At 73.5% G+C, this 16,991-nt stretch carries 14 protein-coding genes; 5 read left to right on the top strand and 9 right to left on the bottom strand.

The window, feature by feature from the left end:
• Window positions 1-14 precede the first annotated feature (14 nt).
• The 6 genes from AB0G16_RS17265 to AB0G16_RS17240 all read right to left on the bottom strand — a co-directional run bounded on the left by AB0G16_RS17265 (window position 15) and on the right by AB0G16_RS17240 (window position 5,416).
• Window positions 15-569 (bottom strand): hypothetical protein, encoded by a 555-nt coding sequence (locus AB0G16_RS17265; RefSeq protein WP_362805557.1) that lies wholly within the window; start codon window positions 567-569, stop codon window positions 15-17.
• A gap of 142 nt (window positions 570-711) precedes the next feature.
• Window positions 712-1,188, bottom strand: coding sequence for a hypothetical protein (locus tag AB0G16_RS17260; RefSeq protein WP_362805554.1), 477 nt, complete (start codon window positions 1,186-1,188; stop codon window positions 712-714).
• A 259-nt stretch (window positions 1,189-1,447) separates the two neighbouring features.
• The gene (locus tag AB0G16_RS17255; RefSeq protein ID WP_362805552.1) at window positions 1,448-1,903 is read right to left on the bottom strand and encodes a hypothetical protein; all 456 of its coding nucleotides are present in this window, start codon (window positions 1,901-1,903) and stop codon (window positions 1,448-1,450) included.
• Between the two features lie 232 nt (window positions 1,904-2,135).
• Window positions 2,136-4,352, bottom strand: a complete 2,217-nt coding sequence (locus tag AB0G16_RS17250) for a thiamine pyrophosphate-dependent enzyme (protein ID WP_362805550.1) — start codon at window positions 4,350-4,352, stop codon at window positions 2,136-2,138.
• A 153-nt stretch (window positions 4,353-4,505) separates the two neighbouring features.
• On the bottom strand, window positions 4,506-4,802 hold the full coding sequence (locus AB0G16_RS17245; protein WP_362805548.1) for a hypothetical protein: 297 nt from the start codon (window positions 4,800-4,802) through the stop codon (window positions 4,506-4,508).
• Window positions 4,803-4,816: 14 nt separating this feature from the next.
• Window positions 4,817-5,416, bottom strand: a complete 600-nt coding sequence (locus AB0G16_RS17240) for a TetR/AcrR family transcriptional regulator (RefSeq protein ID WP_362805546.1) — start codon at window positions 5,414-5,416, stop codon at window positions 4,817-4,819.
• 182 nt (window positions 5,417-5,598) lie between these two features.
• On the opposite strand from AB0G16_RS17240, the gene AB0G16_RS17235 reads away from it, so the two are divergent.
• From AB0G16_RS17235 to AB0G16_RS17220, 4 genes are read left to right on the top strand one after another with little or no spacing between them, the layout of a single operon-like run.
• Window positions 5,599-7,167, top strand: coding sequence for a carboxyl transferase domain-containing protein (locus AB0G16_RS17235; RefSeq protein ID WP_362805543.1), 1,569 nt, complete (start codon window positions 5,599-5,601; stop codon window positions 7,165-7,167).
• A 44-nt stretch (window positions 7,168-7,211) separates the two neighbouring features.
• Complete coding sequence (locus tag AB0G16_RS17230) at window positions 7,212-9,248, top strand: biotin carboxylase N-terminal domain-containing protein (protein WP_362805541.1); 2,037 nt, start codon at window positions 7,212-7,214, stop codon at window positions 9,246-9,248.
• Window positions 9,245-10,240, top strand: a complete 996-nt coding sequence (locus AB0G16_RS17225; protein WP_362805539.1) for a hydroxymethylglutaryl-CoA lyase — start codon at window positions 9,245-9,247, stop codon at window positions 10,238-10,240. Before AB0G16_RS17230 ends, AB0G16_RS17225 begins: the two co-directional genes overlap by 4 nt.
• Complete coding sequence (locus tag AB0G16_RS17220; RefSeq protein ID WP_362805537.1) at window positions 10,237-11,400, top strand: acyl-CoA dehydrogenase family protein; 1,164 nt, start codon at window positions 10,237-10,239, stop codon at window positions 11,398-11,400. The genes AB0G16_RS17225 and AB0G16_RS17220 overlap by 4 nt, the downstream gene beginning before the upstream one ends.
• Before the next feature lie 149 nt (window positions 11,401-11,549).
• Here AB0G16_RS17220 and AB0G16_RS17215 read toward each other — a convergent pair whose 3' ends face one another.
• The 3 genes from AB0G16_RS17215 to AB0G16_RS17205 all read right to left on the bottom strand — a co-directional run bounded on the left by AB0G16_RS17215 (window position 11,550) and on the right by AB0G16_RS17205 (window position 15,701).
• A complete protein-coding gene (locus AB0G16_RS17215) occupies window positions 11,550-13,529 on the bottom strand; it encodes an alpha/beta fold hydrolase (RefSeq protein ID WP_362805535.1) in 1,980 nt (659 codons plus the stop codon).
• Between the two features lie 216 nt (window positions 13,530-13,745).
• Entirely contained in the window at window positions 13,746-14,411 is a 666-nt protein-coding gene (locus tag AB0G16_RS17210; RefSeq protein WP_362805534.1) for a response regulator transcription factor, read from the bottom strand.
• Between the two features lie 138 nt (window positions 14,412-14,549).
• Window positions 14,550-15,701 carry a sensor histidine kinase gene (locus AB0G16_RS17205; RefSeq protein WP_362805533.1) on the bottom strand — a complete coding sequence of 384 codons (1,152 nt, stop codon included), beginning with the start codon at window positions 15,699-15,701 and terminating at the stop codon, window positions 14,550-14,552.
• Window positions 15,702-16,228: 527 nt separating this feature from the next.
• Between AB0G16_RS17205 and AB0G16_RS17200 the strand changes: the two genes are divergently transcribed.
• The coding region (locus tag AB0G16_RS17200; RefSeq protein ID WP_362805531.1) for a glycoside hydrolase family 6 protein at window positions 16,229-16,991 on the top strand (763 nt) is incomplete at its 3' end.

Below are 16,991 nucleotides of genomic sequence, written 5' to 3'. Positions count from 1 at the left end.
CGTCCGAGATACCCCTACGCGTGCGGGCGCGAACCGGTATGACCCGGCGCGACCATGAGGCCGCCGTCCTGTGCCGCCGAGTCCGAGTCCGAGGACGCCTCGGTCGGCGGAAAGGTGCCCCCGAGCCCCTCCGCGGCCCTGGTGATCGCGGCGGCGTGTTCGTCGGCGGTCATGCCGCGGTCGGGGACGTGCCGGTTGAGGTCGTACTGATCGTCGGCCCAGCGTCGGTAGTCCCGCCGAACGGTCGGCTCGTCGGAGTCGGTGACGCGGGCGATGTCGGCCCAGGTGACCCCGGCCAGCAGCGCGTGGTGGACGTTGGAGGGGTGGCGCACGGTGCGCGCGATGCTCTCCGCCAGTGCCAGCAACTCGAGGTGCTCGGCGACGGTGAGCGGAGGCCGCTCATCGGCTCCGTGCCGGGCCGGGTCGTAGATCCCCCGGGCCACCAGCTCGATCCGGGCACGGGACGACGCGCTCTTGGCGGCCAGCTCGTCGTAGCGCTCCAGTTGCCGGCCGACGGGCATGTCGTAGCGGGCGTCGTGCCAGGCGGCACCGTGCTCGGGCATGGTCATGACGACTTCTCCAAGGGGGTTGGCGATCATGGGGTTCCGGCCGTTTCCGTTCCTCGCCGAAGGAGCCGTCCGCCCGATGTCCGCGGGACCGCGACGGACGGCGCTCGCGACCGATGAACCGGAAGGTGCCCGGCGAGCCGGGTCATGAGTTCGCGTGCGTCCTGAAACGCTCGTGAGCGCTCTGCCTGGAGATCCCCATCGCCTCCCCGACCTGTGCCCAGGAGGCACCGGCCTCCCGCGCCCCGGTGACGGCCTGGTCGAGCAGGGCGCGCTGCAGGTTCTCCAGCCGGGACAGCAGGGTGAGGGCGGCGAGCGGACGCTCGGCGGCCAGACCGGCGATCCGTTCGCACAGGAGGTTCGCCTTCACCACCAGCTCGGCAGGCGGTGCGGCGGCGCTCAGCGGGGCGGCGTGCCGGCTCCACCACCGGTACTCGGTCTCCTTGGCCCCTTCCGGCGTGGCTGGGAAGCGGCGCCGATCGTTCCAGCCGCAGGAACACGCGGCTTGGTAGCCGACGAAGGTCCTGGTGAAGGCGCTGGCGGACGCGGCCACCTCGCCGGTGGGGAGCACCGGGGCGGCGAACCCCTCGTGGTCGGGAATGTCCGGGAACGCGAACGTCATGACTGTCAGGGTACCCTGACAGTCTTCCGTGGGTCGCGAACGCCGTCACGAGGGCTCGTAGGCGCTTCCCACGACGAACCGGCGTCGCTCGACGCGTGCTTCCGGGACAGGGGGCGCGTCGCGACCGGCGTCGGCGGGCTCCCGGGGCCGGTCGCGCCACCGGTTCCCCGCCGTCTGACATCCCGGCCGGTGGGGCTGCCACCACAGCGGGGTCCGCCCGGAGACCGGGTCCCACGGACCGCGGGACCCGGCCGTCCGATCAGCCGAGCCTGGTCAGGATCAGGTCCAGCTTGCCCTCCATGGAGTCCATTCGCGTGTTCACGGAGGCCATGTCGCCCTGCATGGACGTGATGTCGCCCTGCATGGACGTGATGTCGCCCTGCAGGGTGTCCATCCGGGCGTTCATGGAGCTCATGGCGCCCTCCATGGAGTCCATGCGTCCTTCCATGGCGCCCATGCGGACCTCCAGGCCGTCGACCTTGGCCTCCAGGCCGTCGACCTTGACGGACAGCGCGGAGAGATCCTCCCTGGTGGCCATCCTGTTCATGATCTCTTCGAACATCGGCGAGGTGTACGTCATGACCTCCTCGCGGATGATCGTGGGAAGATCGCTCAGGGTCTCCTTGATGTCGGCCAGGTCGGAACCCGTCCGGAAGGCCCACGCCTCCAGGTCCGCCACGCGCTGACCGGTGCTTTTGATCGCCACGTCGGGCATGTTACCTCCTGATCAGGGGGATATGGAGGGATGACCGTCGCCGGATCAGGGCCATGCTCCGTAACGACGCGTTATGGATTGAACACGTTCCGCGAGTGCGGCGGGGTGGTTTTCGGAGATCCCGGCCGAGATTCCGATCGGGAGGCCGGAGCGGCTCCGACGGCCCCGTGCGCGGGCCGGCCGGGCGGCTCGCGGGCGGCCGGGCGGTCGATCGGTCGGATGGACGGGTGGATCAGCCGAGCAGCTTGCGGGCGGCCGTCTCGATCTCGTCCTCCGACAGCAGCACGTGCCCGGCGGCCTCTCCCAGCGGGACGAAGCTGTCACAGGAGGTCACCCGGGCGATCCTGCCGGTGAACCCCGCGTCGAGCAGCTCGGCGACGATGCCCTCCGAGACGCCTCCGGTGCGGCGGGTCTCGTCGGCGATCAGTACCCTGCCCGTCAGGTCGGCGGCCCGCATCAGATCCTCCACCGGCAGGGGGGAGAGCCAGCGCAGGTCCAGGACCCGGCAGCCGTACCCCTCGGCGGTGAGCCTGACCGCGGCGCGCAGGCTCATCCGCAGGCCGTTGCCGAAGGTGATGATCGTCAGGTCGCGGCCGTCACCGTAGCTGCGGGCGCGGCCGATCGGGACGTGCGTCTCCGCCCAGCGGGCCGGGGGGACGTAGGAGGAGAGCCATCCGCCGTCGCCGTCCTCGAACATGTCGCGGGTGTTGTACAGGGCGATGGGTTCCAGGAAGACGCAGACGCTGCCGTCGGCGCGGGCGGCGGCCAGGCAGGTGCGCAGCATCGAGGCGGCGTCGTCGGGGCGGGCCGGGGAGGCCACCACCAGACCGGGGATGTCGCGCAGCGCGGCCACGGAGTTGTCGTTGTGGAAGTGGCCGCCGAACCCCTTCTGGTAGGCGTACGAGGCGACCCGCACCACCATCGGGTTGCGGAAGGCGCCGCGTGAGAAGAACGAGAGGGTCGCGGCCTCGCCGCGGATCTGGTCCAGGGCGTTGTGCAGGTAGGCCAGGTACTGGATCTCGGGCACCGGCAGCAGGCCGGAGACCCCCGACCCGAGCGCCAGGCCGAGCACCGCCTGCTCGTCGAGGTGGGTGTCGAAGACCCGGCCGAGCCCGAAGCGCTTCTGCAGGCCGCGGGTGACGCCGTAGACACCGCCCTTGCGCGCCACGTCCTCCCCGAAGACCAGCGTGTCGGGGTGGGCCGTCAGCGTGTCGACGAGGGTGCGGTTGACCGTCTGGGAGAAGGTCAGCGGCCCCTCCTGCTCGGGGAGCCTGCCGCCGAACGCCCTCTCCCTGGCCTCCGGTGCCGCGGCCGTCGCGCTCGTCGCGGCGACGGCCGAGGGGGTGCGCGGGGCCAGCGGCGCGACGATGTCGGCGGCGGAGGTCAGGCGCGGGCGCCGCGAGCTCTCCATGGCCATCTTGAACAGGTGCTCGCGGGTCGTCTCGTAGTGGAGCAGCAGCTCGTCGGGGGTGGCCAGCCCCGCCGCGACGAGCAGCCCGGCGGTGATGACGAGCGGGTCGCGCGCCAGGTCGGCGTCGATCTCCCGCTTGTTCCGGTACGACAGCTCCACGTCCGAGCCGGCGTGGCCCATCAGCCGGACGGTGGCGACGCGCAGCAGGGCGGGGGAGCGGGTCCGGCGTACGTGGTCCACCGCGGCCAGGGCGACGTCGTGGACGTCGGCCAGGTCGCAGCCGTCGGCCTCGAAGTACTCGATCGCCGGGTGGCGGGCGGCCTGGACCCAGCCCTCCGGGGTGCGCACGCTCACCCCCAGCCCGTTGTCCTCGCAGACGAACAGCACCGGCAGCGCCAGTCTCTGGTACGCGCCGTAGGCGGCGGTGTTGATGCCGGTCAACGCGCTGGCGTGGTTCATCGAGGCGTCGCCGAGGCTGCACACGGCGATCGCGTCGGCCGGCCACCGTCCCGGCAGGCCGAGCTGGCGGGCACGTTCGATGGCGAAGGCCACGCCCACCGCGCGCGGCAGGTGGCTGGCGATCGTGGAGGTCTGCGGGATCACCGCCAGGTCGGGGTGGCCGAAGACCTTGTGCCGCCCGCCCGCCATCGGCTCCTCGGCCGAGGCGGTCAGGCCGAGCAGCACGTCGCGCAGCCCCTCCTCGGGCAGCCTTCCGGCCATCGCCGAGCGGGCGAGGTAGAAGGCGCCGGAGCGGTAGTGCAGCAGGGCGGGATCGGTGGTGCGCAGCGCGGCGGCGACCGCGGCGTTGCCCTCGTGCCCGGCCGAGCCGATGGTGTAGAACCCCTGGCCCTGCTCGCGCAGCCAGCGGGCCGTGACGTCCAGCAGCCTGCTGCCGAGCTGGAACTCGAACAACTCCCGGCAGCGGGCGCCGGTCAGGGCCGTGCCCTCCCGTACGGGCAGACCGGGATCGCGCGGTGCCCCGGGGCGCAGGGCGGCCACGGCCTCGGTGAAACGGGTCTCAACAGTGTCGCGCGCCACAACCCGATTATGTCCTCATCGGGAGACGCCGTCCCGAACCTTCGCATCTTTGATGTCCCGAGGCCGGTCGACCGATTCCCACGACATGCTTTTATGGCAATTTGTCTTTTATCGCGAATTGTCACATTCGATGATTTGTCGCCGGGCATCCCGTCACCACCGGCAGGCGGGGTGGCGCGACGTCGCCCCGCCGCGTCCGACGAGGATGCCGGCGATCACCGGGACGACGGTCGCGGCGGCGAGGACCGGCGGGAACGGCACCGCGGGCGGGTGCCGGACGACCGCGATCGCCGGGCGGGCGCGCCGCCGCGGTCCCGCTGCCGGCCGCCGAAGGTCACGGGAGGAACTCGTGTCCCACCTGGAGGCCGGGGAGAGCGCCCGGTCGCGGAGCGGGTTCCGGGCACCGCCCGGCACGGGACCGGCGTCCGGCGCCTCTCCGGCGGCCCCCACGGAGTTAGCGGTTCCTAACCCTCGGGGGCGGCCAGCGCCGCGCGGGCCATGCCGCGCAGCAGGTCCGCCATCACCGCGGGAGGCAGTTCGCCGGCGCTGTGCGGGGTGGAGTTGAGCAGCCCGAAGACGGCGTGCGTGGCGGCGCGCAGCCCGGCCTGGGAGCGGCCGGGGTAGAGCTCGCTCAGCACGGTCACCCACTCCTCGACGTAGAGCCGCTGGAGCCTGCGGATCCGCCGGCGCGCCGGCTCGGGGACGTTGCCCAGTTCCCTGTCGTGCACCGTGATCAGCGCCGGATGGTTCAGCGCGAACTCGATCTGGCAGGCGAGCAGGGAGTCCAGCGCCTCGTCGGCGTCGGCGGCCTCGGTCACCCGGCGCGCTCCCGAGGTGTGCAGGCGTTCGCTGACGTCCAGCAGCATCTCCGCGAGCAGTGCCTCCTTGCCGCTGAAGTGCCGGTAGAGGGCGGGGCCGGAGGTGCCGACGGCGGCGCCGATGTCCTCGATCGAGACGCCGTGGAAGCCGCGCGCCGCGAACAGCCCGGCCGCGGCGTCGAGGATCTCCCCGCGCCGCGAGCCGCGGACGCGGGTGGGGGTCCGATCGGTCGTCATCTCTCGCATGGTAGACGGTAACGTTAATGATGACTAACATCGGCCGTGAAGGCGCCGGTCACCGGACCTCGGACGGGCGACCGGCGATCACGGCGACGACAGGGGCCACGGCGGCGGCCACGGCGGGGATCACGGCTACGGCGGACACGACGACGACACAGCGGCGACGAAGCCGGACGAGGGAGGCTCGGATGAGTGGCTGGCCGGTGCTGCGGAGCACCTGCGACCCGGGCGGTGAGGGCTTCAAGCGCAACGCCGAGGTCAACGAGCGCCTCGTGGCCGAGCTCAGGGAGCGCCTCGCCCTCGCGGCGCTCGGCGGCTCGGAGAAGGCGCGCGCCCGGCACGTCTCCCGCGGCAAGCTGCTGCCCCGCGACCGCGTCGACTCCCTGCTCGACCCCGGCTCGCGCTTCCTGGAGCTCTCCCAGCTCGCCGCGGGCGGGATGTACGGGGACCAGGCCCCCGCCGCCGGGATCATCACCGGCGTGGGCCGCGTCTCGGGCCGCGAGTGCGTGGTGGTCGCCAACGACGCCACCGTCAAGGGCGGCACCTACTACCCGATGACCGTCAAGAAGCACCTGCGGGCCCAGGAGGTCGCCCTCCACAACAACCTGCCGTGCGTCTACCTCGTCGACTCCGGCGGCGCCTTCCTGCCCCGCCAGGACGAGGTCTTCCCCGACCGCGAGCACTTCGGGCGGATCTTCTACAACCAGGCGACCATGTCGGCGCGCGGCATCCCGCAGATCGCCGCGGTCCTCGGCTCCTGCACCGCGGGCGGCGCCTACGTCCCGGCGATGAGCGACGAGGCGGTGATCGTCCGCAACCAGGGCACGATCTTCCTGGGCGGGCCGCCGCTGGTGAAGGCCGCCACCGGCGAGGAGGTCAGCGCCGAGGAACTGGGCGGCGGCGACCTGCACGCCCGGGTCAGCGGCGTCACCGACCACCTCGCCGACGACGACCGCCACGCGCTGCGGATCGTCCGCGACATCGTCTCCACCCTCGGGCCGCGCACCCCCTCCCCGTGGGAGCGCGCCGCGCCCGAGGAGCCCGCGCACGACCCCCGCGACCTGTACGGCATCGTCCCCGCCGACACCCGCACGCCCTACGACGTCCGCGAGGTCATCGCCCGCGTCGTCGACGGCAGCCGGTTCGGCGAGTTCAAGGCCGAGTACGGCAGCACGCTCGTCACCGGCTTCGCCCGCGTCCACGGCCACCCCGTCGGGATCGTCGCCAACAACGGCATCCTGTTCGCCGAGTCCGCCATGAAGGGCGCCCACTTCGTCGAGCTGTGCGACCGGCGCTCCGTCCCGTTGCTGTTCCTGCAGAACATCAGCGGGTTCATGGTCGGCAAGGCGTACGAGGCGGGCGGCATCGCCAAGCACGGCGCGAAGATGGTCACCGCCGTCGCCTGCGCCCGGGTGCCCAAGTTCACCGTGGTCGTCGGCGGCTCGTTCGGCGCCGGCAACTACGCGATGGCCGGGCGGGCCTACTCGCCCCGCTTCATGTGGATGTGGCCGAACGCGCGCATCTCGGTGATGGGCGGCGAGCAGGCCGCCAACGTGCTGTCCACCGTGGGCGACGCCGACCCCGACGCCATCCGCGCGCAGTACGAGGAGCAGGGCAACCCCTACTACTCCACCGCCCGGCTCTGGGACGACGGGGTCATCGACCCCCTCGACACCCGCACCGTCCTGGGCCTGGCCCTGTCCGCCTCGGCCAACGCCCCCCTCGACCCCGTCGGCTACGGCGTCTTCCGGATGTGACCGCGACCATGACCCACCCCTCGGACCCCTCGGAGCCTCGCCGGATGTTCGACACCGTGCTCGTCGCCAACCGCGGCGAGATCGCCCTGCGGATCACCCGCACCCTCAGGAAGCTGGGCATCCGCTCGGTCGCCGTGCACAGCGACGCCGACGCCGCGGCGCCGCACGTCCGCGAGGCCGACGTCGCGGTACGCCTGCCCGGCGGCTACCTCGACATCGACGCCATCCTCGCCGCCGCGGCCGCCACCGGGGCCCAGGCCGTCCACCCCGGCTACGGCTTCCTCGCCGAGAACGCCGGCTTCGCCCGGCGCTGCGCCGGGGCCGGGCTGGTCTTCGTCGGCCCGCCGCCGGAGGCGGTGGAGGCGATGGGCGACAAGATCCGGGCCAAGGCGACCGTCTCCGCCGCCGGCGTCCCGGTCGTGCCCGGCGGCGCCGAGCCCGACGACGACCTGGCCGAGGCCGCCGCCCGGGTCGGGTTCCCCGCCCTGATCAAGCCCTCGGCGGGCGGCGGCGGCAAGGGCATGGTGCTGGTCCGCTCCGCCGGCGAGCTGCCCGACGCGCTGGCCTCGGCCCGCCGTACGGCCGCTGCCGCGTTCGGCGACTCCACCCTGCTGATCGAGCGGTTCGTGGAGAACCCCCGGCACATCGAGATCCAGGTGATGGCCGACGCGCACGGCGGCGTCGTCCACCTGGGCGAGCGCGAGTGCAGCCTCCAGCGCCGCCACCAGAAGATCGTCGAGGAGGCGCCGTCCCCGCTGCTGGACGCCGAGGCCAGGGCCGCCATGGGCGCCGCCGCGGTCGAGGCCGCCCGGTCGGTCGGCTACACCGGCGCCGGGACGGTCGAGTTCATCGTCCAGGGCTCCACCGGCGACTACTACTTCATGGAGATGAACACCCGGCTGCAGGTCGAGCACCCTGTCACCGAGCTGGTCACCGGGCTGGACCTGGTCGAGCTCCAGCTCAGGGTCGCCGCGGGAGAGCCGCTCCCGATCACCCAGGACCGGGTCCAGCTCACCGGCCACGCCGTGGAGGCCCGCGTCTACGCCGAGGACCCCTCCCGGGGCTTCCTGCCGACCGGCGGCCGGGTGCTGGCGCTGCGCGAGCCGAGCGGCGTGCGCGTCGACTCCGGCCTGGTGGCCGGCGGCGTGGTCGGCAGCGACTACGACCCGATGCTGTCGAAGGTCATCGCCTGGGGCAGGGACCGGGCGAGCGCCCTGCGCAGGCTGGACGGGGCGCTCGCGGCCACGGCGGTGCTCGGGGTGCCCACCAACGTCGCCTTCCTGCGGGCGCTGCTCGGCCACCCCGCGGTGGTCGCCGGGGACCTGGACACCGGCCTCGTCGAACGGCACCTGGACGAGCTGATCCCCGCCGGGGGCGTCCCCGCCGACGTCCTGGCCGCCGCCGCGCTCCTGCTGCACCGCGAGCACGTCCCCGCGGCGCCGGCCGACCCGTGGGAGATCCCCGACGGCTGGCGGCTGGGCGAGGCGGCGTGGACCGTCCACCGGCTGGAGAGCCGCGACGGCGTCCACGAGCTCCGCGTCCGCGGCCTGCCCGGCACCGGGGCGGAGATCCGGCTGCCCGGCGGCGAGACGCCCGCCCCCGACGCGGGGTCCTCGGCCTCCGGCGCCGCCACCGGGGCCCCACGGCCCGGTGGCGAGGCAGGGCAGGTGACCGTACGGGCACGGCTGGACGACGCCGGGGAGGACGTGATCGTCACCGTCGGCGGGACCGCCAGGCGCTACGCCGCCGCCCTGGACGGCGACACGGTCTGGCTCGCCCGCGACGGCGACGCCTGGGCCCTCACCCGCCGCCACCTGGGTGACCCCGCCGACCGGGCGGGCGCGGGCGGCGCCGGGGACGGGCAGGTCCGCAGCCCCATGCCGGGCACCGTCCTGGTGGTCAAGGCCGGGCCGGGGGACCGGGTCGCCCAGGGACAGCCGCTGCTCATCGTGGAGGCGATGAAGATGGAGCACACCGTGACGGCGCCGATCGACGGGGTCGTGGACGAACTGCGGGTCCGCGCGGGCCAGGCGGTCGCCATGGACGCCGTGCTGGCCGTGGTCCGCGGGGAGGAGCCGTGACGCGCGAGCCGTACCCGGTCCGGGCGGAGGGGCTGCCCGAGCGGGTCACGATCCACGAGGTCGGGCCGCGCGACGGACTGCAGAACGAGGCCGCGATCGTCCCCGTCGAGGTCAAGGCCGAGTTCATCGCCCGGCTCGCCGCCGCCGGGCACCGCGTGATCGAGGCCACCAGCTTCGTGCACCCCAAATGGGTGCCCCAGCTCGCCGACGCCTCGGAGCTGCTGGAGAGGATGGAACGGGTGCCGGGCGTGCGCTACCCCGTGCTCGTGCCCAACGACCGCGGCCTCGACCGCGCCCTCGAACACGGCGTGGAGGAGATCGCGGTCTTCGCCAGCGCCACCGAGACGTTCGCGGCCAGGAACCTGAACCGGACCCTGGAGTCGCAGTTCGAGATGTTCGAGCCGGTCGTCGCGCGGGCCCTGGCGCACGGCCTGCGGGTCCGGGCGTACGTGTCGATGTGCTTCGGCGACCCGTGGGAGGGGCCCACCCCGATCGCCCAGGTCGTCTCCGTCGGGCGCAGGCTGCTCGACCTGGGCTGCTTCGAGCTCTCGCTCGGCGACACCGTCGGCGTCGGCACCCCGGGCCACGTCGCCGCGCTGATCGAGGCGTTCGGCGGCCCCTCCCGGCTCGCCGTGCACTTCCACGACACCTACGGCCAGGCGCTGGCCAACACCCTCGCCGCCCTGCGCGAGGGCGTGAGGGTGGTCGACGCCTCCACCGGAGGCATCGGCGGCTGCCCGTACGCCGAGAGCGCCACCGGCAACCTCGCCACCGAGGACCTGGTCTGGATGCTGCACGGCCTCGGCGTCGAGACCGGGCTGGACCTCGCGTCGCTGGTGGGGACCAGCACCTGGCTGGCCGCGAGGCTCGGCCGCCCCAGCCCCTCCCGGGTCGTCCAGGCCCTGGGCGGCACCCCGCCCGCCGGGCCGCGCGACCGGGCCACCACCCCGGTCCCGGGTCAGGGCACGACCGCGGACAACGTCAAGGAGTGACCATGCCGAAGCTGACCGAAGAGTACGAGGACCTGCGCAAGACCGTCGAGGCGTTCGCCCGCGACGTGGTGGCCCCGGTGATCGGGGACCTCTACGAGCGCGAGGAGTTCCCCTACGACATCGTGCGGCAGATGGGCGCGATGGGGCTGTTCGGGCTGCCGATCCCCGAGGAGCACGGCGGCATGGGCGGCGACTACTTCGCGCTCTGCCTGGTCCTGGAGGAGCTGGCCCGGGTCGACTCCAGCGTGGCGATCACCGTGGAGGCGGCGGTGTCGCTGGGCGCGATGCCGATCCACCGGTTCGGCACGCCCGAGCAGCGCGCCGAGTGGCTGCCGAAGCTGGCCTCCGGCGAGATGCTGGGCGCGTTCGGCCTCACCGAGCCGGGCGGCGGCTCCGACGTCCCCGGCGGAATGCGCACCACCGCCGTGCTGGACGGCGACGAGTGGGTCATCAACGGGTCGAAGGCGTTCATCACCAACTCCGGCACCGACATCACCGGTGTCATCGGCGTGGCCGCGATCACCGGCGAGCGGGCCGGGGGCAAGAAGGAGATCTCCACGATCCTGGTGCCGTCCGGCACGCCCGGCCTCACCGTCTCGAAGAAGTACTCCAAGGTGGGCTGGAACTGCTCCGACACCCGTGAGCTCTCCTTCACCGACTGCCGGGTCCCGGCGGGCAACCTGCTCGGCGAGCGCGGGCGCGGCTACGCGCAGTTCCTGCAGACCCTCGACGAGGGCCGCGTCGCCATCGCCGCCCTGTCCGTCGGCCTGGCCCAGGGCTGCGTGGACGAGTCGCTGCGCTACGTCCGCGAGCGCCAGGCGTTCGGCCACCCCATCGGCCACTACCAGGCCATCCAGTTCAAGATCGCCGACATGGAGGTCCGCACCCACACCGCCCGCCTGGCCTACCACCACGCGGCCGAGAAGATGCTCGCGGGCGAGCCGTTCAAGAAGGAGGCCGCCATCGCCAAGCTCGTCGCCGGCGACGCCGCCATGGACAACGCCCGCGACGCCACCCAGATCTTCGGCGGGTACGGGTTCATGAACGAGTACCCGGTCGGCCGCTTCTACCGGGACGCCAAGATCCTGGAGATCGGCGAGGGCACCAGCGAGGTCCAGCGCATGCTGATCGCCCGCCAGCTCGGCCTCGGGGACCTCTGAGCCGTACGAGGGCGGCGGTCCCATCCCCGTGAGAGGGACGGGGCCGCCGCCCGGGCGGCGCGTTCGGGACGATGACCGGTGCGGTGGGGGTGGGTCCAGGACGGTGCGCCCGGGGGTCGGGGACCAGGGGCGAGGGCCGGGGCCGGGCGTCAGTGCACGGGCACCGTCGCGGTGAAGGGGCGGCCCGCGACGGTGCCGGAGACGGCGATGTCGTCCCGGGCGCGGAACGCCTCCCACCTCAGCTCCAGGGCGTGCGACCCGCCGGCGCCGGTGACGGTCAGCCGGGCCGTGGCGTCCCCGCCGCCCAGGCGGGCCTCGCCGTCCACGGAGAGGCCGCCGGTGAACCGGACGTCCCGGAGCGTGATCGTGACCGCTCCGCCGGTCCCGCCACCCGTCCCGCCGGTCCCGTCGTCGAACGTCAGCAGGCCGCCGCGCAGGCCCGCCTCCGTGGTCTCCTGCCAGTACGGGGACCTGAGGGGATCGCGCCTGGCCGCCGCGTCGGCGACGGTGGCGAGAGCGGCCGCGACGACCCTCCGCTCCTCGCCGGTCAGGCCGGTGCCGCGGGCCGGCGGCACCTGTGCCACGGTCCGCGGGAAGGAACCCAGGGCGCGGTAGGTCGCCTCGTCGCATCCGGCCCCGCCGCCGGAGGCGTACGGGTCGGTGATGAAGGCGCGCATCGCGCCGCGGGCGCACGTGTTCACCGGCGTGCTCACGGTGGGACCGTGACCACCGGCACGGACCCGGGAGAAGACGGAGACCGGGAAGCGGCGGGTCACCGCGGCCGCCTCCCCTGTCGTCGTCCCGTCGAAGTCACCGCCCAGGGCCAGGACCGGCACCCGTGGGTACACCGCGCCCGGCGGCACGGGCGGGCTGCTGCGGGGGGTCGGCCAGCCGACGCAGATGTCCTGCATGCCGAAGATCGGCCGCTGCGAGGAGGACGCGCGGAGATCGGCGACGGTGAACGGGCTGAACGGGCGCTCGGTGTCGTAGTGGCGTTCCAGCCGGCGTCGCCGCTCGTCCGGCGTGGCCCCGCGCTCGAACGGGAAGGCGCTGTCGGCGCAGGTGTAGGAGATCAGGCCCGCCAGCTCCGCTCCGCGCAGCGGCGCCCTCGGGGCCGCGTCGATCACCCGCGCCAGCCGGCGCAGCGGCAGCGGGTCGCCGTCCAGGTACGCGGCGACGGCCGCGTTCAGCTCGCGGCCGACCATCGGCAGGTAGAGGTTGTTCGTCAGGTGCCCGAGTGACGGGAGTCGCAACCCCGGGTCGGGGTGCTCGCGCAGGTGCCGTACCAGCCTCGCGAGGGCGTCGGCGGGAGTGCCCGGCAGCCGCCGGCAGGCGCGCGAGGGGGCGCAGGCCACGTCGAGCAGGTGGGCGCCGCTGCGGATCGGCCTGGTCACGTAACCGTCCGGGTCCGTGGGGACGATGCTGTCGAGCATCACCGCCGACAGGCGGTCCGGGTGGCGGGTGGCGTACGCCTGGGCGAACAGGGTGCCGTAGGAGATGCCGTAGAACGTCACCTTCGGCACCCCCAGCGCCGCGCGGACGGCGTCCATGTCGGCGACGGCCTGGTCGGCGGTGAAGAACCGGACGCGCGGGCCCAGGTGCGCGGCACAGGCGCCGACGCTCTCCTGGCGTTCCAGGTCGAGTCCCGGGCAGAGCAGGGGACTGGATCTCCCCAGCCCGCGCGGCTCGACCACCAGGAGGTCGTGCCGGTCGAGCACCGGCCCGAGCGCCTCGGTCAGGGACGGCACCGCGGGAAGCGCCGGCGCCGGCCCGCCGGGATTGGCCAGTACGGTTCCGGCCGCGGGGCGGGAGACGTCCTTCCTGGGAAGCCAGGCGAACGCCACGGTGATCCGCTCCGACGCCGGATCGCTCCAGTCGAGGGGGACCCGTATCTCCCCGTCGCAGCGGGCCCTGGCGGAGGCGCACGGATGCCGGGAGCCGTTCGCGCCCCTGGGCGTCTCTCCGCCACCGTGCCGGCCTTCGGCGGGCACGGTGGCGGAGGACGTGTCATGGCCTCGGGCGGCGGCGTTCGGGGCGGTGAGGGGCGAGACGATGAGCGTCCCGCAGGTTCCCGTCGCGACGAGCGCCGCCGCGACCCGGCGTGTGATGGATCGCTGGTCCCTGTTCATGTCTCCAGGCTCGCCCGCGATCGGGCCCTTTGCCTCGTCGCGGGGAACGGTCTCCCGCCTGGGAGCGGGGTGCCGGCCGCTCTCCCGTCTGGGAGCACGGTCCCGGACGGGGCCGGGGGCACGGCCAGGGGCACGGCCGGGAGCGGGCCGGTGCCGGAAGCGGCCGGCGGGGCTCGCGAGAGGTGTGCGGAGAAGGTGGCGGGGTGGCGGGAAAGGTCAGCCGGTGGCGCCCGGGGTGACGAACCCCGCCTCGTAGGCGACGACCACGGCCTGGGCGCGGTCGCGGACGCCGAGCTTGGCGAACAGGCCGGTCACGTGGTTCTTCACGGTGGAGGCCGCCACGCCGAGCGTTTCGGCGATCTCGGGGTTCGACCGCCCGTGCGCGATGAGGACCAGCACCTCCCGCTCACGGCCGGTCAGACCGGCGAGCTCGGGTGGCATCGTCGCGGGCCGGGGCCGTGCGGACCGGACGAAGGTGCCGATCAGGCGGGTCAGCAACCGCGGGGCGACGACCGAGTCGCCGCGGTGCACCACCCGCACCCCCTCGATCAGTTCTTCGGGGGAGACGTCCTTGGGCAGGAAGCCCGAGGCTCCGGCGCGCAGGGCGTCGACGACGTGCTCGTCCAGGTCGAAGGTGCTCAGCGCGAGCACGCGCACGCCGGGCAGTTCGGCGGTGATCCGCCCGGTGGCGGTGACGCCGTCGGTCTCCGGCATGTGCAGGTCCATCAGCACCACGTCGGGGAGCAGGTCGCGGGCCAGGGCGAGGGCCTCGCCGCCGTCGCCCGCCTCACCCACCACGGAGAGGTCGTCCTGGCTGTTCAAGATCATCCGGAAGCCGGAGCGCACCACCGCGTGGTCGTCGACGACCAGAACCCTGATCATGTTCTTCCCCTCCTGTCCGGCCGGTTCTCGGCGTCCGGGGGCCGTCCGGCCGGACACCGGCCGGCGGATTCCGCCGGACCGCGCCCCCCGGGCTCGCCGCCGGATCGGGTCGCCCGGCCTCGCCGCCGGACCACGCCGTCAGGTCGTGTCGGAGAGCGTGACGGGCAACCGGGCGTGGATCCGGAATCCCCCCTCGGGCAGAGGTCCCGTCTCCAGCCGCCCACCGCAGAGTGCCACACGCTCGGCCATCCCGCCCAGCCCGAATCCACCCCTCGCGTGGCCTTCGTGTCTCCGGCCACCGGAGGGCGTGCCGGGCCCGTCGTCGACCACCTCGACCTCGACGGCCGAGGGCTCGTAGACGATCCTGACCCTCACCGGCGCGTTCCCGGCGTGCTTGCGCGCGTTGGTCAGCGACTCCTGAACGATCCGGTAGATCGCGTGGTCGACCACGGCGGGCAGACGGCCGAGCTCGCCGGTCACCTCCAGGGACACGGGCTGCTCCGCCTCGCGTGCCCGGCCGACCAGCGCGGGCAGGGCGGCCGCTCCGCGGGCGGGGAGGCGGGCCGGCGCGGGGGAGGTCTCCGCGCCGGCCGGATCGTTCACCTGGTCGGCACGGAGCACGCTCAGCAGCTGACGCATCTCCGCCAGGGCCTCGCGCCCGGCGCGCTCGGCGCTGAGCAGCGAGGTCTCGGCCCCGGCGGGGTCGTCGGCCATGGTCATACGCGCCGCTCCCAGCAGGACGTGCATCGTGCTGATGTTGTGGGCGACCACGTCGTGCAGTTCCCGGGAGATGTGACGGCGTTCCGCCCGCACGATCTCCTCGGCGCGTTCGGCCTCCCTTTTGAGGGCGGCCTCCCGGCGCAGCCGCACGAGCCTGCCCGCCCCGACGAGCAGCGGCGGGACGAGCAGTCCCACGGAGCCGGAATCCTGACGGCCGGCCGCCGTGGCGAGCTGGACGCCCGTCGCCACCGCCGGGTAGAACAACGCCACCGCCACGGCCGCGATCCAGGCGCGGCGGGCCTCACCGTGCCTGCCCGCCGCGTACAGGGCCAGCATCACCTGCAGGCCGTAGCCCTTCCAGCCCGTCGACACGACGATCACGCTGTCGCAGAGGGCGGTGACGGCCACGACGAGCCCCGGCCGGCTCCGCCGCCACAGCAGGGCCGCGGACGAGACGGTGAAGGACGTGAACAGCAGGACGGAGGACCCCTGCGCGGAGAACCTGCCTTGCATGAAGGTCACGAGGACGTACAGTGCCCAGACACCCAGCGCGAGGAGGACGTCCCCCACCCGCGAACGGTTCGCCGCCCACCACCCGTCTCCGAGCGCCCGGATCCTCACGACCGCCCCGGGGCGCGAACCCCGCCGGGCACGAGGGTCGCCTTCGTGAAGCCCCTCACCGCCGTTCCCTTTCGCGGGGACGTTCGATCCGAGGGGAGCCGGCCCGGTCCGCGGGGTGAGCCGACCCCGTGCCCGGCCGGTCCGGGACGGCGGTCCGGGACGGGGCGGGAGGCCTCGGAGGTTCGGTCAGACAGATCATGACTTCCTATGATCTCAGTGGAGGTGGTGTTCCGGCGAGCGCTCCGGAGGGAGATGTGAGGCACCCTCTTCCCGGACGGTTTCTCCCGCTCTTCCGGACATCTCCCCGCGTGGGCGGTGTCGTCCGGCCGATGTGCTGAAACTTTCATGGGGAGCGGCCGGTGTTCGCACAGGTCAAGGCGGCGGGGTGTGAGCGCGGGACGGCCGGGGCTGTGTGCGGAGGTGCCCGCGCACCTATGGTGGGAGCGCTCCCATACCCCCTCGAAGGAGCTCGATCCATGCCGAGAAGGTCAATCCTCGCCACGCTCTGCGCGGCCGTCGCGATCGTGTCGGGCGGCGCGGTCGCCGTCGCCACCGGCGCCTCAGCCGCGGACTCGCCTTTCTATGTAGACCCCGAGACCGGCGCCGCCAAGTGGGTCGCCGCCAACCCCGGCGACTCCAGGGCCGCTGTCATCCGCGACCGGATCGCCTCCGTCCCGCAGGCGCGCTGGTACACCACCACCAACACCTCCACGGTCCGCGGCCAGGTGTCGTCGTTCGTCGGGGCCGCGGCCGCCGCGGGCAAGATCCCGATCCTCGTCGTCTACAACATCCCCAACCGCGACTGCAGCGGCGCCAGCACCGGTGGTGCTCCCAACCACACGGCCTACCGGCAGTGGATCGACGAGGTCGCCGCCGGCCTCCAGGGGCGTCCGGCGTCGATCATCCTGGAGCCCGACGTGCTCCCGATCATGACCAACTGCATGAGCTCCTCCCAGCAGCAGGAGACCAACGCCTCCATGGCGTACGCGGGGAAGAAGCTGAAGGCCGGTTCCTCCGCGGCCAAGGTCTACTTCGACATCGGGCACTCGGGATGGCTCTCGCCCGGCGAGGCCGCCGCCCGGCTGAGGGCCGCGGACGTGGCCAACAGCGCGGACGGCATCTCCCTCAACGTCTCCAACTACCGGTCGAACTCCACCGAGATCCCGTACGCCAAGAACGTCATCGCCGCCACCGGCGTCTCCCGCCTGCGCGCGGTGATCGACACCAGCCGCAACGGCA

The sequence above is a fragment of the Streptosporangium sp. NPDC023615 genome, assembly GCF_040640155.1.
Lineage (GTDB): Bacteria > Actinomycetota > Actinomycetes > Streptosporangiales > Streptosporangiaceae > Streptosporangium.
Note: the sequence above shows the minus strand (reverse complement) of the source record. Positions and strands in the feature narration are given on the sequence as shown.

What these genes read in the sequence shown, in the direction of transcription:
- AB0G16_RS17265 (WP_362805557.1), bottom strand. Translation starts at nt 569, where the DNA reads ATGACCATGCCCGAGCACGGTGCCGCCTGGCACGACGCCCGCTACGAC.
- AB0G16_RS17260 (WP_362805554.1), bottom strand. Translation starts at nt 1,188, where the DNA reads ATGACGTTCGCGTTCCCGGACATTCCCGACCACGAGGGGTTCGCCGCC.
- AB0G16_RS17255 (WP_362805552.1), bottom strand. Translation starts at nt 1,903, where the DNA reads ATGCCCGACGTGGCGATCAAAAGCACCGGTCAGCGCGTGGCGGACCTG.
- AB0G16_RS17240 (WP_362805546.1), bottom strand. Translation starts at nt 5,416, where the DNA reads ATGCGAGAGATGACGACCGATCGGACCCCCACCCGCGTCCGCGGCTCG.
- AB0G16_RS17235 (WP_362805543.1), top strand. Translation starts at nt 5,599, where the DNA reads ATGAGTGGCTGGCCGGTGCTGCGGAGCACCTGCGACCCGGGCGGTGAG.
- AB0G16_RS17230 (WP_362805541.1), top strand. Translation starts at nt 7,212, where the DNA reads ATGTTCGACACCGTGCTCGTCGCCAACCGCGGCGAGATCGCCCTGCGG.
- AB0G16_RS17215 (WP_362805535.1), bottom strand. Translation starts at nt 13,529, where the DNA reads ATGAACAGGGACCAGCGATCCATCACACGCCGGGTCGCGGCGGCGCTC.
- AB0G16_RS17210 (WP_362805534.1), bottom strand. Translation starts at nt 14,411, where the DNA reads ATGATCAGGGTTCTGGTCGTCGACGACCACGCGGTGGTGCGCTCCGGC.